This is a genomic window from Clostridium thermosuccinogenes, from assembly GCF_002896855.1.
Classification (GTDB): Bacteria; Bacillota; Clostridia; order Acetivibrionales; family DSM-5807; genus Pseudoclostridium; species Pseudoclostridium thermosuccinogenes.
This window is the reverse complement of the sequence record NZ_CP021850.1, coordinates 2,484,941-2,501,277: the sequence shown is the minus strand read 5'-3', so window position 1 is coordinate 2,501,277 and position 16,337 is coordinate 2,484,941. Positions and strand designations below refer to the sequence as shown.

The following is a 16,337-nucleotide window of genomic DNA, read 5'->3' as shown; positions in this document are numbered from 1 at the left end:
TTTCTCCGGCAGCTAGTTTCCTTCAAAGGCTATATTTCTTCTTTGGACTTCTTTGCACATCTGCACCAGTTGCTCCCCATTGATGCACTCTATTACGTTTTTATGACAATAGGTTCTGGTGTTTTGCTTAAAATCCCCGAGGCTTATCAGCTTACCCCTGTAAATTGAATTTACCTGCATGCATTTGGCCAGTTTCATTGCAGTTTCCACATCCACCATATGATGCAGGGAATGCTTCCATACTTCAACAAACTGTTTGTCGTCCAATATGAGGCCATTTCCTTCTTCTCCGCATTTATCCGTTATCCTGACTTTGTATCCTTTTCTCCTGAATATTTCAGCCGTTAGGTTCAGAAGGTCCTTAAACCGCATAAACAGCAAATCTTCCCTTGTAGTTACTGCTTCCAGGAGATTGTTTATCTTAATTTTGTAGTATATGCTATAAATCAGGACTGCGGCCATCTCTACTACCATAACTATCATCAGCAATAGCAGAGAAGAAAACATATAAAAAAACAGCATTATCATCACCCATCTATATTTTGCTACCGGAACGAGAATAAATGCAAGGATAGTTTTGTAAATATTGGGTCCAATGTTTGTAATCCGGGTGATGGGCTTAAAATTACCACTTGTTTTCGTTTATATATTTCTCAGCCATATAAGCGGCAATAGCTCCATCGGACGCAGCTGTAATAACCTGTCTCAGGGTCTTATGGCGTATGTCGCCGGCTGCAAATACTCCTGGGATATTGGTCGCCATATTTTCATCAGTTATGATATAACCGTTTTCATCCAGATCAACCATTCCCCTTACCAGCTCAGTATTAGGGCTGGAGCCTATGGCCACGAAAATACCATCCAGCTTTATAAATTTTGTTTCATTGGTTTTGAGATTCCTTGTCTTTATGCCTTCAACTTCAAAGTTGCCGACAATTTCTTCCACAACAGTGTCCCAGATGATCTCAATTTTTGGATTGCTCTTTATTTCCTCCTGGAGAAGCTTTATAGCTCTCAGAGAATCCCTTCTGTGTATCATATACACCTTGTCGCAGAAGCGGGTAAGAAAAATAGCATCTTCAGCGGCTGTATCACCGCCACCGATAACTGCCACAGTCTTGCCTTTGTAAAAGGCACCGTCGCACGTAGCACAGAAGGATACTCCGGCACCTCTGAATTGCCTTTCTTTGGGTAGTCCCAGCTCTTTGGGGGAAGCGCCCATGCACAGGATAACGACCTTGCTTTCACAAACCTGCTTTGTCGTCCTTACTGTCTTGATTTTGCCGTCCAGTTTCAACTCCACAACATCGTCATTTATCACCTTTGTACCGAATTTCCTTGCCTGGCCTTCCATGCGCAGCGCCAAGTCCGGACCGCTGATGGGCTCTTCAAAACCCGGATAATTTTCCATCATGTATGTCGTTGCCATCTGTCCGCCGGAAACCAGCTTTTCAATCAGAAAGGTATCCAGCATGCCTCTGGATGAATACAATGCTGCGGTAAAACCTGCAGGACCGCCTCCAACTATTATCACATCATGCACTTTTAGCACCTCTCCTTGTCAATTGATAAATAAACGGATATGTAGTTATAATCTCCTGATGCTATTATATTATATACCCATGTCAAATAGGATTATAGCATAATATGCTAATAATAAAAGAGAGCTAAAGTGCAAATTATATAAGTACTGCCGCAAGACAGGCAGCTTCCATAGTTCAAATCAAAACAGTTTATGAAGGATTAAACCGGTTCTTTTGGGGTGTGATAGAGTATGTATATTATTTCCGTAGTTTTTCTGTCCATGCTGGTTATCCTGCTGGTAACATCCTTATACCTGTCAGGAGCGGTGGTTCACCCAAAGACACACTCACCGGATGAAACCTACCGCTATGAATTGGAAAACGGCAGGATTAAAGAAGAGGAGTTTTCCAGCCTGGAAAAGGAAGAAGTATACATAGAATCTCCCTACGGATATAAAATTTACGGCCTCTTTTTTCCTGTAAAGGATTCAAAAAAAGCCGTAATCATATGCCATGGAATTACATGGACCCTTTATGGCTGTGTAAAGTATGCAGGCATGTTTCTGAAAAGAGGCTTTAATGTGCTCATCTACGACCATAGGTATCACGGCAGGACAGGAGGCAAAAATACAACATTCGGCTTTTATGAAAAGAATGACCTAAAAACCGTCGTGGATTGGCTATACAACAGGTTGGGAGAGGACTGCAAAATCGGCACCATGGGAGAGTCCCTGGGGGCGGCAACGGTCCTCCAGCATTCGGCCATAGATCCAAGGCTGTCTTTCTGCATAGCCGACTGTCCTTATTCCGACATTCTGAAATTGTTTAAAATCCGTATGAAAAATGATTTTCATTTTCCGGCATTTCCGGTTTTACAGCTGGCGGTATTTTTTGCAAGACTTCGTACAGGTGCAAGGTTCTCTGATATTTCGCCGGTCAGGGACATCGAGAAGTGTACATGTCCGGTATTCTTCATCCATGGAGAGAATGACATGTATATACCCAAGGAAATGAGCATTGAAATGTACAACCGCAAAAAAGGGTATAAAAAATTGTATATTGCACCTAACTCGGAACATGTGGAATCTTACTGGAATAACCGGGAGGAATATGATAAGCTGGTAGGAGATTTTTTAATGGAGATAGGGCTGCTCACTTGAGATTAGAGGGCAAACTTGCTTCACCTTCTTATGAGTATCTCATATAAGAAAGTATTGCTGAAAAAATTGCAAAAAGGGTACTAAATAGATTAGAAAAAGCGTACAAAGAGTTTACTTGTTTTCTGAAAATCATATAGAGCGTCACTTTAAGATCATAGCTTTTATATGGTCGAGGCCGGAATAAATGCCGCCCAATATCCTGTATACGGGATTGGAATCGGCTCCTGAGCTTGTCAGGGAGTATGTAACCATGAATGTGTCGAAAATGATATAAAAGGTAATCAGATATACTGTTACAGTTTTTATGTTATTGGGAATAAGGCGTACAATTCGTTTGATAGCAGGGTGGAGCACATAGATGAACAGCAATGCGAACATACCCCAAAGCAGAGAGTTCCTCAAGCATATCCTGCCATGAAGGTTGAGAGGTTCATTGCCGTAATCCCACCAGGTTCTGTCAAAAGCTGTTTCCAAAAGGAATCCTGTGATGTACTCCAGTATCGATGTCAGTATTGCAGAGCCTGTAAACATCAGCAGAATATTGTGTTTTACAGGCTTTAATAAAATAATCAGTATAAGTGCTCCAAACCCGTAAACAGGGCAGAAGGGGCCATACAAAAATCCACGGTTTACGAACCGCCCCTGGGAGAAAAACGCATAGGCAGTTTCCATGCACCATCCTACAAAGGAATATATGATAAAATAGATAATGATATTTTTCCATCTGCAGCTGACAATATTGGAATTTTCCATAAGTCCCCCCGCGCCATAAAGAATTGCTATATAATTAATCATATGCCGGGGAAGGTAAAAATAGGAATCTGCATATAGGAAAAAAGCTGAAACGGAACCCATCATCAGGGTTGCTTCAGCTTCATTTATCAAATCTCATAAAAATTAAAGGTAATTCATGGGCTAATTAGGGCTGTCCAGCAGCCTTTTTAATTGCTCCACGTCACTGGTGGGCGCATGGCAGGTGAAATTCCTGCATACATAGGCAGTGGTTTTTTCCTCCAGAGCTTTATAATCCGCAATAAAAGGAGCCAGGCCAGATAAATAAGGTTCCTTTTCGGTATAAAGCAGGGAAAGGGTAAAGGGCCTATATTCGTTTCTCAGTGCTTTTATCATTGATTCCGTATTTTTCTCCGTAGACCTGCCCACTATGACTACCTCTTTTGTATGAACTTGGGAGTAAAGGAAGGCAGTCATAAAAAATGAGTAAGCCCGTGGAGCACGTTTTACACTGCTGCCGAATAGTTTAAACATTTGGGCAGCCTTTTCTTCCAGTTCATGTTGTCCTGTAAGCCGGGCAAGCTTCAAAAAATTCAGCGCGGCAACCGAGTTCCCTGAAGGCACTGCTCCGTCATAAACCTCCTTGGGACGCAGGATCAACTGCTCGCTGTCGCTGCCATATAAAAATAAGCCACCCTTTTCCTCGTCCCAGAAAAGACCCAACATGTCGCTGTTTAGCTTAATAGCTTTTTGCAGATACTCGGGGTTGTAGGTGGTCTCATACAGCTCAGTAAGTCCCCACACCATAAAAGCATAATCATCGACATATGCCGGGAGGGCTGCTTGTCCTTCTCTGTAGCGGGCCATCAGGCGCCCGTCCTCCCTTATTAACCGGGTGAAAATGAAATTGGCGGCTTTTTCGGCAGCCTTGGTATATTTTTCTTCGTTGAGTATTCTGCCGCCTGCAGCCAGAGATGCTATCATCAAACCGTTCCACCCGGTGAGGATTTTGTCATCCCGGAAAGGCCGGACTCTTTTTTCCCTGTGTTCAAAGAGCTTTTTTCTGCATTGCTCCATTAATTCCTTGTCCTTTTCGGGAACAGCACCTTTTATCAGGTTGGATATGTTCATTCCTTCAAAATTGCCTCTTGGAGTGATATCGAAGTATTGACAAAACTTTTCTCCGGCGTTTTTTCCCAATACCTGCTCTATTTCTTCCACAGACCATACATAGAATTTCCCCTCCACGCCTTCGGAATCGGCATCCTCCGCTGAATAGAACCCACCTTCGGGAGAGGTCATATCCCTCAGCACATATTCAAAAATTTGGTGGGCAATGCTCCCATACTGTTCCTTTCCAGTAGCATGGTAAGCTTCCAGATACGCCATTGCGAGCAGTGCATTGTCGTACAGCATTTTTTCAAAGTGGGGCACAAGCCACTTACGGTCGGTGGAATACCGGCAGAAACCAAAACCTATATGGTCGTAAATACCTCCCCTGTACATGGAATCCAGCGTCTTTTCCACCATGTGCAGGGCATTTTCCACTTTTTCCGCATGCCAGTATCGAAGGAGGAAAAGAAGATTGTGGGGAGTAGGGAATTTAGGCGCTCTTCCGAAGCCTCCGTATTCAGCATCAAAGTCTTCCTTGAAATCGGAATAGGCTTCATGTATTGTATCGGCGGGCAACTCATCTTCCGAGAATTCGTCCTGCCGGCCGAGCGCTTCGGTAATTTGATGGCTGGACTCGACAAGAGTGTCCCTATCCCTCTGCCATGCTTTTACCACCCTGTTCAGGATGGAAATAAGCCCCGGCATGCCCATTCGGTCATTTTTGGGGAAATAGGTCCCGGCATAAAAGGGCTTTTTTTCCGGGGTCATGAAAATGGTCAGTGGCCAGCCCCCGTGTCCGGTAAGAGCCTGACAGGCAGACATATATATATTGTCTATATCCGGGCGTTCCTCCCGGTCGACCTTTATGGACACAAAATGCTTATTTAGAATTTCAGCCACTTCGTCATCTTCAAAGGATTCCCTCTCCATGACATGGCACCAATGGCAGGTGGAGTAGCCGATGGAAAGGAAGATGGGTTTATCTTCTGCTTTCGCTTTTTCAAAAGCTTCATCGCTCCATGGAAACCAATCCACGGAGTTGTAGGCATGCTGCAACAGATAAGGGGACTTCTCATGGATCAGTCTATTGGCTTGCTTATTAGCTGGCATGTGGGCATCACCTTCCTTTCATTTATAAAGTGAATGCTAACAAGCTTTATTGTCCTTTACTATTAGTTTTTTACCACTTAAGTATTATTTGAACTTATGCAATTTTGTATGCAAATTTAAAAGAGTATAGAATGACTGTAATAAATCATTCTATTGAGCGTGAAATAAACAATATGATAAAATCAGGAACAATAAAAACCTAAATTAGGAGAAGTTTAAATGGAATTGAAATTCTTATACCCTTACAAAATGATGCAGAATTATATCGATAATGTGGGCAAAGCACAAAATGCATGGAAAGAAATAATGATTGCCCCATATTGGAAACAAATCGCAGAGTGGGCGGAGACTCTTGTGATTTCATGAAACCTGCTCCAATAAAAGACGAAAGCATTATTAGAAAACAAATTGAAAAATTTTAAACCTTAGATTTATCAGTTTATGAAGAAACAACAATGGATGGTGTCCATTGGTTTAATTTGCTAAATGAAGTTCACAAACTTAATATATTTTAATATATTAAGTTTGTGAACTTCAGCATGTTACGGTACATAATCTTTGGATGTATCTATAATTATGGAATTTGTCTTGCCGTCCCAAGAAACAGCAATATTAAAGGCTTGGGCGATATCTCTCAGTTTAAAGTAGTTGTTGCCGTTGATGGTATACGCTGATAAGTTCACTATTTCTCCATCCTTATAAATAGTCGAAGTACACACGGTCGCTGCCTTAGCTTTTTTATCGCCCTTGGTCAACTCGCCACCAACAGAAGTATAGTCATGATTAGAGATCAGGTTGATGGCATTTTTAGCACCATCCCATGTTACCTCAAAGTTTTTGTCCGTGCCTCTGACAGCTCTGGCTATATCACGAAGCTTGAAGTAGTTGTTGCCATTTATCGTATAAGCTTCAAATTCCATCAGTCTTCCATTTACATAGATTCTGGAGGATGTGGGTATTGCAGCTATTGCATTAGCATCAATCCATCCGGCGTGAAGTGTAGTGTCTGCAGTTACTATGTCAGTCGCAAAGTTCCAAGGCTTAGTGCATTTACTATCTTTATACCAACCTATAAACCTGTAGCCCTTTTTCGTAGGGTCAGCTGGTTTCGTGATGGTTTTGCCGGCTTTTACCTTTGAGCTTTTTACTGCCGTGCCTCCATTGGAATTGAAACTGACAGTGTATGATGCGGATTCTTTAATAAAGCACGCTAAAAACATCATATCCTCAGTCACTATGTCTTTTTCAAAATCCCATAGCTTTGCATCTTCAATATTAATGCTGTCATACCAGCCAATGAAAGTGTATCCGTCCTTAACAGGCGGTTTGGGAGGTGTTATCTTGGAGCCGTAAGGTACAGTCACAGAACTGATTATATCATCGCCTTCTGTACCTATAACATAGGGTACCAGTGACTTATACTCGTTATCCAGCTGGATATGATAGGCGACTGTACAATCTTTTGGCCTACTTACAAATATGGTACGATTTAATGAATCGACTTTGAGCGTATCGAGAGTGAACGGCTTTGTGCATGCAGGATCAAAATATAAATCATTAATATCGAAACCATAGGTTGATGTTACTAATCCGTTCAAGGGGAAATTCTTTACTTCTTTAACAACTTTACCTATGTTCATATCAAAAAAGTATAATGTGCCATCCCATAATTCTTTGTCCTTAGCGATTTCATAATCAACACCCTCTGCAAGATGCGATGCTGAATACAGTGCTGGTGGCATATCAAAATACATATCACCCCATGTTGAATCAATGAAGACCCACCTGTTATCAACAAAAGCCTCGGTCCAGGCGTGGGGTATTCCATTTCCAGTACCTGTAACCTTTTTAGCCGGGATACCTACAGCTTGCAAAAGTGCCACTGTTAAGTTGGCAAATCCTTCACATGCAGCCACTCTGTTTTTTAATACATCGGGAGCTGATACATATACAGAGGTAGCTCCTACCATAACTCCAAAATCATATATAACATTGCGGGTAACCCACTGCTGTATGGCTTTTGCTTTCTTATAATCGTCGGATATTCCGTCTGTTATAATCTGAGCCTGTTTAACTACATCAGCATATTTCAGGTCAGTAAGTATCCCTTTGTTCTTGTAGCAATCAAGTGCATATTCGTCAGTTCTTAAATTCTCTAAGCGTTTCATGTGGGTGAAATATGCATCATTAAAATTAAAGCTTGCTTTTCCACCGGTAATTTTAATATATTCGGGAACATTGAGATAGTCTAATAGGGATTCGCCACTGTTAAGCATGTAAAAAACAGTGTGGTAAGCTTCTTCATAAGCCTCTTCATAGGAAGAAAAAAGGTAAGGGCTATACTTGTCCGGTTTACCGTCTCCGTCATAGTCCTTAATTTTTAAATTTGACCTTATGGCATTTGCCCAGGCTCTTAGCCTTTCCATACTATATCCGAAGCCATCATCATTTTCATACGAACGTATCTGATATAGTTCCTCATTTTCCAGGATAACGGAAGATTCTACCGATTTAAAAATCATCATAGCCTCAATAAGTTCTGCTGTACCTACAGGAAAATAGATAACCTCCATCCTGTACAAACCATCTGCAAAGCCGGTTAAGTCGATTTTTGCTCCGTTAATCTTATCGATATCATAAGCCGCTGAATAAACTTCTGCTTGGCCATTATATAAACTAATGACGGCACTCTCATATTCAATTTCATCTGGGACTTCATAGGTAAAAACTAAAGAGTTTGATTTCAATCTTACGGTAAAACCAGTTCTATTTTCAATTGTGAATGTTGTTGTATCGAGCGCATATGCAGGTATTTGTGCAAATAAAGCAAAAATCATAGAAACAAACAGAATTGATAATAATAGTTTTTTCATTGAATTATTACCTCCCAGGCCAGCTTGTTGATATATTTACGATACAATAGAATGATTTATATTTCAAGAAACTTCTGCTAATTTTTATTCTCTTACAACAGAATAAGACAGCAAGGCCTTGATAAAAAAATCTACCCCATACTTGGCGATGCAAGGAATTTGCCCTTTGCTGAAGATTTCTTTGACGCAACTGTATGTGTTGACTCCTATATCTATTTTGGGACAGATGATTTGTACCTGAATTATCTGCTGAAGTTTTTAACTCCAAGTGGAATATTGGGTGTTGTGTTGCCCGGACTTATGAAAGACTTTGCAGATGGTGTTCCGGAGCACTTAAAAGACTTCTGGGGGCAGGACTGCTGGAGTTGGCATACGGTTGGCTGGTGGAAAAAGCTGTGGGAAAGAACAGGTTTGGTTGACATTAAGGTTGCTGACACAATGCCGCAAGGCTGCATGATGTATGTTAAATGGAAGGAAGCACAAGATAAGGTTGGCAAAAATCCTTGGCCACAGGATACTGCTATTCTGAAAAAGGATGCAGGTGAATATGTTGGATTTATTAGGCTTGCAGCCAGCAAAAAGTAAAGCCTGAATTTGACCAGAGTATCACAGATGAGTAATCAATATTATATTATGTGATAATGGAAATATTGAGAGACCTTGTAGCTAATATAAAGCAGGGTCTTTTTCTTTTGCTATAGTTTAGTATTATAAAACGCTTCAAGCATAACTTTCCATACCCTTAAACCTCACAAGATAAATATAGTCAAATTCTAAAATATTAAAAAGTACCTTGGAACTTTTCTTTTATACCTCTCATAATCATCACCAAACATAGCAAGCAGATGCTTTTCCTCTTGCAAAATTAATAAGTGGAAGGCAATCGCATTAATGACCAAAATAATTAAGGTAAATATGTTAGCATAAGTAACAAATAGACCCAAAAACATCAAATTGAAACCTACAAAAGCAGGGTTTCTGCTAAATTTGTAGATACCCTCAGTTACAAGAGTTGTCTTTGTATTTTTATCTATACCTACTCTCCAAGAGCTTTTCATAAAAATAGTTGCTAAAATAAATGTACCTACTCCTAAAGCTGTTATTATAATGCCTATAAATGTCGTATAGTCATTAAAGAACAAGAAACCAATAAGAGAGGATATTTGAATATGAAAAAATATTTCAGATATCCAAGTCAGTAACCACAATGAACTTGAGACCCTAACAAACATTTCCGCACTATAAGTTGAAAAATCTTTGCTCCCTTTTGCCAATACATTAGCATTAATTTTATTCCTTTGTTTTAATAGTACCAACTTTAAGATATATCCGGTTCCAAAAGTAATTAGTAATATTAAGGAAATAATATCAGTTATACGCATATTGATTCCTCCCTATATATGTTCATATGAACAATCATTCATATATTAATAATACACTATGTTATAGAAAAAATCAAGAAAATTTTACTAAAAAGATTTAAGCTCAAATTTCAAAATACTATGTCCACAAAGATGTTTGTTGGTCTACAGATTAGACAGATTATCAAAAATGAAACGGATACAGATTGGCTTTGAAAAATATGGGGAGGCAGAATCTCATTTTCTTTTGAAGAAAAAGCCTATAAATAATAGGTGATGACATATACCAGGTAACACATTAGAAGCTCATAAATATTATGATAATGTGAATTAATATTTTTTGAGGGGTTTATTTTATGTTTAACAGCGGCTACAACAATAATATGTATTACAGGCTTTGGGATGCTTATTGGAGGAGCTACCGGATTAACAGCGAGGTAGCGATTCAAATTGCTTTGCAGCAAGTTCCTGGTCAAGTGATAAAAGTAGAATTGGACTATGAAAATGGTATATTGGTTTATGAAATTGACATACGTACTCCATCAGGTATATATGAAGTTCATGTTAATGCGGTCACCGGTCAGATACTAAAGATTGAAATTGATGACGATTGGATCTGAAACTTCATGGTTATTTCATCAATTATCCTTTGCAAGAGCAGGGCGAAAGCCTTGTTTTATTATTAATTTCACCTTTATAAAGTGCTGCTCAATATAAAATTGCATACACAATAAGATACTTCCTTTGAGATAATAATATTTTTCCATAATTCTACAGGTAGTATTTGCACATACTTTTATAGGGTATTCTGCACATTAATCAGTTAAGCAACTCAAAAGTCATAATATAATGATATGCGAATAAAATTTAACGATTATCATTAAAAAATTATTGACATAGATAAAATATTTAATTATAATCAAAGTGAAAATCAAATGTTTGCAGCCAAATTTCAGGAGGTATCTGTATGAATTACAAATCTGATATGTTAAGAATCAAAAGGTATTCCCATAGTTTGAGGATTGTTATGAATGTATTTTACTGGGCAGCGATTATTGTGGCCATAGGGTCACTAATTACTGCTTTGGTTATCACATTTATGTCCGATTCACATTTTGTGTTAAATGATGAAAAAATCGGAAATATTGGCTTTACTGTTGATGGTTTGATTGAATATAACCTTAAAGATGCTTCATTAATGGGGTTGAGTTTGAAAAATGTTTATACTTCAATAGCAATCATGGCAGCGGTTATATCTTTTTTGACAATTCCAGCGCTAAAGCAGTTAGTCCTCATCCTCAAATCTGTAGAAGAGAATAAACCTTTTGCAAAAGAAAATTCAAAGAGAATATCAATAATTGGTGTAGTATTTATTTTTGGTTCATTCATAATACCTGCAGCTGAGTTTTTTGTTGCCAGGACAATTGTAGATACATTAAAAATTCAAAATGTAAGTGTAAATTACACCGGAAACTTTATTCTAGTATTTGCTGGAATTCTGATGATTATACTTAGTGGTATATTTAAGTACGGTAGCTACCTCCAGCATGAGTACGATGAAACAGTATAGGGGATGGTTTTATGGCAATAATCGTGAGACTGGATCGCATGATGGCAGACAGGAAAATATCTCTTAATGACTTGTCAGAGAAGGTTGGGATATCAATTGTAAATCTGTCTAATCTTAAAACCGGAAAGGTAAAAGCAATAAGGTTTTCAACTCTCAATAGAATATGCAAGGCATTAAAATGTCAACCTGGAGATATTTTGGAATACGCAGAGGGTAATGATGAGGAAGAGGAAGAAAATGTGGAAAATGACTGAGCTTAATTGCTCAGTCATTTTTTTACCCAATCGTTGTTATTTGCATGCCTCTAATGGCAGGTGAAATAGCTGATGGCAGGGAAGGTAGGAGTGCTTTTGCAGCATTCATAACCTCTGTACATCAGCTTATTGTTTGCATAATACGTTTGTGTTATAATTTTTCAAATGCTTCCAATCGAGCAAAAAGTAACATATTAAATCCTATGATCTGTTTTAGGTAGAAAAAATTCAAAAACTTGCAAAAAACTTTTGACTTTGACACCGTGTCGTACTTTATAATCAAAGACAAGGGAAAGAAATGAGGTAATGATATGGAACTACAGTCAATCAGCCAGGTATCAAGGAGTTACGGAGTTTCCACGAGAATGCTGCGCTATTATGAGCAAGTTGGTTTAATTCAAAGCCTGCGGATGGAAGATTATGCTTACCGGGTTTATGATGAAAAGGCTATAAACCGTCTGCAGCAAATCATAATCCTGCGCAAGCTGCGCGTTCCCGTGAAGCAAATCATAAGAATCCTTAGCAATTACGATGCAGCAGAAACAGTGGAAATCTTCAGGCAAAAAATAAGTGAAATAGATGGCGAAATTACAACGCTGGCTACCATTAAATCCATATTGGCACGTTTTGTAGAAGAGATCAATGAAAAAGCTGACATGAATTTAAAGCTTCTCGGAGACCAAGCTGTATTTTCAGTTATTAGCTCCCTTTCTTTTTCGGATAATCTAGTCAAAGAAACGAGGGGTAATTTATCCATGGAAGAGTTAAACAAAGCTAATGAAGAAATGATGAAACTGGAGGACAGGGATGTGCGGATTGTGTATTTGCCGCCAATGACTATGGCTGCCGCTTTCGCTTTTGGAGAAGATAGTGTAGATAAGGCGTCGGACATGCTAAACAAGTTTATAAAAGAGAGCGGATTGCTAAAAATCAAGCCCGACGCCCGAGGTTTTGACTACAATTTCACAGTGGTTTCACCGGAACATGGCGAAAACGTGCATGGACATGAAGCATGGGTGTCTATTCCTGATAATATGGAGATACCTGCACCGTTAGTAAAAAGAGAGTTCAAAGGTGGATTATATGCCGCTCATGTTTTGAGGGAGTGGGACTTCCAGGATTGGCGGCGGCTTAAAGAATGGGTTGATGCGAGTGATAAATATGAAAGTGACTGGGGATCTCCACGGTGGGAATCAGCCGAAACAGGTTATGGCTATGGTTTGGAAGAAACGCTGAATCTCTATAATTTTATCCTGAAGCATGATGCTGAAATGAGTTATTTGCAGTTGGATCTACTATTCCCTATAAAGGAGAAGGAAAGTGGAAAATAGCAAAATTGGACAATTAATTAAATCATAAATTAAATATATTTAAAGGAGAGATCTAGAATGAGCAAGTTTGAAAATGCGATGAAACTTATGGAGGAACGCTGTGGAAATGATAAGGAAGTAGTTATTGCCCTTGCGACAATATCACTGACACCCAACGCAGCAGGAAATCCACGTCCTGCTGTCCGTATGGTTTGTGCTTATTATGAAGACGGCGTATTTTATGTTTCTACGGACGCAAAGAAGAATAAAATGTTGCAAATTGAGAAAAACAACGAGGTTGCTGTCGCTGGTCTGGATTGGTTCGCTTTCCACGGCAAGGCCGAGAATCTCGGTTGGGTCAAGGATGAGAAGAATGCGGAAATCAGAGCGAAATTTAAAAAAATCTTCGACTGGTTCGATGAAGTGGGCGATGAAGACAACCCCGACTCAATCGTTCTGCGCATAACCCTCACAGAGGGCACTATTATTGACAACGAAAGAAAATTCGGTGAGCAGATGTATGAAGTTGATTTTATCAATAAAACAGCAAAGTAAATAAATCAGTACATATATGAATAAGACTATCCGGCAGCAAAATTACCACTGGATAGTCTTATTCTTTGTTATCAAGAAGTGATATCCCTTACATGTAATTCAATATCCTTGATAGCCGGTATTTACCAAGGCAAAACTGTTAAGTGTAAAATATTTTGCTCATGATCACATGCACTCATACAGGCGTAAGACCGACATAATGGACTGTTCCCGGGTATAGGTGTCTAAAGGAGAAAATCTGTTGTTTCCTGTTCCACCCATAACCCGAGTGCCGGAGCTGCCGGACAGTGCAGTGATGAATGCTATGGAATCTGCAGCCCATGAACCAAACTTATCACTATCGACAAAGAAAACAGCCTCACTATTGGGAGATATAATACCTGCGGCCTTTGCTGCACGGGCAAGCATGGCAGCAGCTTCTTGCCTTGTGATATGCGCCCTCGGGTCGAACAGCTTGTTCCCCCGGCCGCTTACGATACCAAGCGCATTAGCTGCCAGGATGTATTCATTGGAGGTATCAGTAAAGGTGTTGGGATTCAGCTTGATTTTTTTCGATTTGAGATATTCATGCAGATTCATATCATTTTTTCTGCAAAGCATGTTCATGATGAGAGTGCAAAACTCTTCTCGAGTGATGCTTTCACGATAGCTACCCTGCAGCGCTGCAGGCACCAAACCTTCACAGATAGCGGAAAAGACTTCTTTCTGGGCCCAGGAGCTGGGAGTATCTTCTTCGGAGGCTTTGGGGCGGGAAATAATCTTATGGTCACTGGCAAGGACTTCCGGCGTAATGTCGAAATAGAGGTAGCAATTTGCATCCCTTTTTTCATATTTGCCATTCTCATACCTATTGTTGGAATCCCACGTTGCATCCATAGCGATCCATCTGCCGTCCACAAAAGCCTCGTTATGCGCATGATTTGAACTGTTGGTGGCAATATAACTGTCGGTCCATTTACCGGTCGTGCTTATACCTAAGGAATAAGTGCTAACCTTGATGCATGGTATTCCCTGGGCTTGGATCAAAGCTTGCAGCATATTGGCATACCCCTCGCATACGGAACGGCGATTATCCAGTATGCTGGAAACTGAAGTGTTTATGGAAGAAGTCCCGTAATACGCGTCATAATCGTAATATATGTTTTCTACAACCCACTTATAGAGCAAAAAGACTTTTTCATACTCGCTTTTTGCACCCTGGACAATTTCATCCGAAAGGGCTTGGATCTTTTTGGATGTCTCTTCATCGAGATTGTTGTTAAGATAGCCGGTAAGATAGTCGGCAGAGTTGCTCTGGCTGCTCTTGCTGCCAAGGTATCTGCCAGGGTTGATCCAATAGCTCTCTTTCTCCAGATTGTTTTCCAGAACGGGTGAGGTCTGAAACCTATATCCTCCGGCACCATCCGGTTCTATATAGATGCTGTGCCAGATATAACTCCAATATGTACCATACCTTTCACTGTTTGTATAAACAACAAAACTTACAGGTTCTGTGACCGAACTGAGTGAGATTTCTGTGGAAAAGGTTTTACCAGGTGTAATATTTACATACTCTGCTTCATCAGTATAAAATGAATTTTTGGAACTAACTCCCATTTTTGCCCAGAACGGGGAATCGAATCCTGTTGACAGTACACCTGTGACGATGAGTTTTTCGCCTTTGATTCTCAGATCCAGGTAATTGTCGGGACAATAGGATGTGACCAAGTGCAAGTCCCTGTCAGCATTTGCCGAAGCTGATGTCATGACGGGTAGGGAAGATATAAACAAGCAGAATGCCAATATCGCACACAGTATTTTTTTATGCATGAACGTTCCTCCATTTCCTTTATGAATATTCTGTTGCCTAATACGAGCAATCACAAATACATGTTGTTAAAACATAACTTTATTTTATACTTCTATATTCTTACATTTCAATAGGTTTTAAGCTTATCTATTTGGCAAGAAAAAGGAGTATTATTGCAACCCACGAATTGTGGAAACCTCAAAAACACATAAAGGGAGCACATGATCTGGATCTTTGTTCATGGAAATGATACCAGAGCATCAAATCACATCCTTTTAATGCAAAGCATAGGATAATACTAAAAAACTATGAGAGGAGTGAGTGATATGAATAATGCCCCTGGAATGTATCAATGTCCATATTACGCCAGCACACCGGCATATAACCCCAATATGTATAGTTCTTATAGCATGTATGATTGCCCGTATTTTTCCAATGCCTTGATGTATAACCCAGGTTTTATGTATCAGTTACCTGATCAATATCCTCAACATAATGTTATGCCTGGTACTTATGCTCCAATAACATTAAAGGATTATGGGCCGGAACCTTTTGTAATTGATATTGAAGAGGCAGCTAAGCAAAATAACAATTTCCGCACTGCTTTATGGACAGGAAAACATCTGCAGCTGACTTTGATGAGCATCAATGTCGGTGAAGACATAGGTTTGGAAGTCCACCCCAACCTCGACCAGTTCATACGCATCGAAGAAGGTCAAGGGCTTGTTAGAATGGGTGATAGTAAAGACAGGCTGGACTTTCAACGAAGAGTGTATGAAGGTTATGTGTTCATCATACCTGCCGGCAAGTGGCACAATTTGATAAATACAGGCAACAGACCGCTTAAATTGTACTCAATCTATGCACCGCCGCAGCATCCGGCTGGCACAGTTCATAAGACCAAAAAAGATGCGGCTGAGAAGCGATGAAATAGAATAAAAACAGCGTTTTCCCGGCACTTGCAATACTGCAATAGAAATTCTGTCA

At 39.8% G+C, this 16,337-nt stretch carries 16 protein-coding genes; 9 read left to right on the top strand and 7 right to left on the bottom strand.

Going from position 1 to position 16,337, the window contains the following annotated elements:
* Positions 1–12: 12 nt before the first annotated feature.
* Together CDO33_RS10865 and trxB are read right to left on the bottom strand one after the other, a co-directional pair.
* Positions 13–522, bottom strand: coding sequence for a restriction endonuclease (locus tag CDO33_RS10865; protein ID WP_242973823.1), 510 nt, complete (start codon positions 520–522; stop codon positions 13–15).
* Between the two features lie 103 nt (positions 523–625).
* Entirely contained in the window at positions 626–1,543 is a 918-nt protein-coding gene (gene trxB, locus CDO33_RS10860; protein WP_103080025.1) for a thioredoxin-disulfide reductase, read from the bottom strand.
* Between the two features lie 231 nt (positions 1,544–1,774).
* Here trxB and CDO33_RS10855 point away from each other — a divergent pair, with 231 nt between their 5' ends.
* Positions 1,775–2,683, top strand: a complete 909-nt coding sequence (locus CDO33_RS10855) for an alpha/beta hydrolase (RefSeq protein WP_242973332.1) — start codon at positions 1,775–1,777, stop codon at positions 2,681–2,683.
* Between the two features lie 141 nt (positions 2,684–2,824).
* Here the strand turns inward: CDO33_RS10855 and CDO33_RS10850 are convergent, their stop codons facing one another.
* The gene (locus CDO33_RS10850; RefSeq protein WP_161496423.1) at positions 2,825–3,436 is read right to left on the bottom strand and encodes a putative ABC transporter permease; all 612 of its coding nucleotides are present in this window, start codon (positions 3,434–3,436) and stop codon (positions 2,825–2,827) included.
* A gap of 162 nt (positions 3,437–3,598) precedes the next feature.
* On the bottom strand, positions 3,599–5,638 hold the full coding sequence (locus CDO33_RS10845) for a thioredoxin domain-containing protein (protein ID WP_103080023.1): 2,040 nt from the start codon (positions 5,636–5,638) through the stop codon (positions 3,599–3,601).
* Positions 5,639–5,857: 219 nt separating this feature from the next.
* Between CDO33_RS10845 and CDO33_RS20845 the strand changes: the two genes are divergently transcribed.
* Complete coding sequence (locus tag CDO33_RS20845; protein WP_161496422.1) at positions 5,858–6,004, top strand: hypothetical protein; 147 nt, start codon at positions 5,858–5,860, stop codon at positions 6,002–6,004.
* Positions 6,005–6,180: 176 nt separating this feature from the next.
* Here CDO33_RS20845 and CDO33_RS10840 read toward each other — a convergent pair whose 3' ends face one another.
* Positions 6,181–8,511, bottom strand: coding sequence for an InlB B-repeat-containing protein (locus CDO33_RS10840; RefSeq protein ID WP_103080022.1), 2,331 nt, complete (start codon positions 8,509–8,511; stop codon positions 6,181–6,183).
* 159 nt (positions 8,512–8,670) lie between these two features.
* Between CDO33_RS10840 and CDO33_RS10835 the strand changes: the two genes are divergently transcribed.
* Complete coding sequence (locus CDO33_RS10835) at positions 8,671–9,096, top strand: hypothetical protein (protein ID WP_103080021.1); 426 nt, start codon at positions 8,671–8,673, stop codon at positions 9,094–9,096.
* 188 nt (positions 9,097–9,284) lie between these two features.
* Here the strand turns inward: CDO33_RS10835 and CDO33_RS10830 are convergent, their stop codons facing one another.
* Positions 9,285–9,893, bottom strand: coding sequence for a methyltransferase family protein (locus tag CDO33_RS10830; protein ID WP_103080020.1), 609 nt, complete (start codon positions 9,891–9,893; stop codon positions 9,285–9,287).
* A gap of 335 nt (positions 9,894–10,228) precedes the next feature.
* Between CDO33_RS10830 and CDO33_RS10825 the strand changes: the two genes are divergently transcribed.
* The 5 genes from CDO33_RS10825 to CDO33_RS10805 all read left to right on the top strand — a co-directional run bounded on the left by CDO33_RS10825 (position 10,229) and on the right by CDO33_RS10805 (position 13,561).
* On the top strand, positions 10,229–10,492 hold the full coding sequence (locus CDO33_RS10825; RefSeq protein WP_242973825.1) for a PepSY domain-containing protein: 264 nt from the start codon (positions 10,229–10,231) through the stop codon (positions 10,490–10,492).
* A 347-nt stretch (positions 10,493–10,839) separates the two neighbouring features.
* Positions 10,840–11,442, top strand: coding sequence for a DUF2975 domain-containing protein (locus CDO33_RS10820; protein ID WP_103080019.1), 603 nt, complete (start codon positions 10,840–10,842; stop codon positions 11,440–11,442).
* Between the two features lie 11 nt (positions 11,443–11,453).
* Positions 11,454–11,696 (top strand): helix-turn-helix domain-containing protein, encoded by a 243-nt coding sequence (locus tag CDO33_RS10815; protein WP_103080018.1) that lies wholly within the window; start codon positions 11,454–11,456, stop codon positions 11,694–11,696.
* Between the two features lie 311 nt (positions 11,697–12,007).
* Complete coding sequence (locus CDO33_RS10810) at positions 12,008–13,027, top strand: MerR family transcriptional regulator (RefSeq protein WP_103080017.1); 1,020 nt, start codon at positions 12,008–12,010, stop codon at positions 13,025–13,027.
* A 57-nt stretch (positions 13,028–13,084) separates the two neighbouring features.
* A complete protein-coding gene (locus CDO33_RS10805) occupies positions 13,085–13,561 on the top strand; it encodes a pyridoxamine 5'-phosphate oxidase family protein (protein WP_103080016.1) in 477 nt (158 codons plus the stop codon).
* A gap of 165 nt (positions 13,562–13,726) precedes the next feature.
* On the opposite strand, the gene CDO33_RS10800 is transcribed toward CDO33_RS10805, so the two are convergent.
* The gene (locus CDO33_RS10800) at positions 13,727–15,370 is read right to left on the bottom strand and encodes a transglutaminase domain-containing protein (protein WP_103080015.1); all 1,644 of its coding nucleotides are present in this window, start codon (positions 15,368–15,370) and stop codon (positions 13,727–13,729) included.
* Between the two features lie 441 nt (positions 15,371–15,811).
* On the opposite strand from CDO33_RS10800, the gene CDO33_RS10795 reads away from it, so the two are divergent.
* Positions 15,812–16,279 (top strand): cupin domain-containing protein, encoded by a 468-nt coding sequence (locus CDO33_RS10795; protein WP_422678791.1) that lies wholly within the window; start codon positions 15,812–15,814, stop codon positions 16,277–16,279.
* Positions 16,280–16,337: the final 58 nt, after the last annotated feature.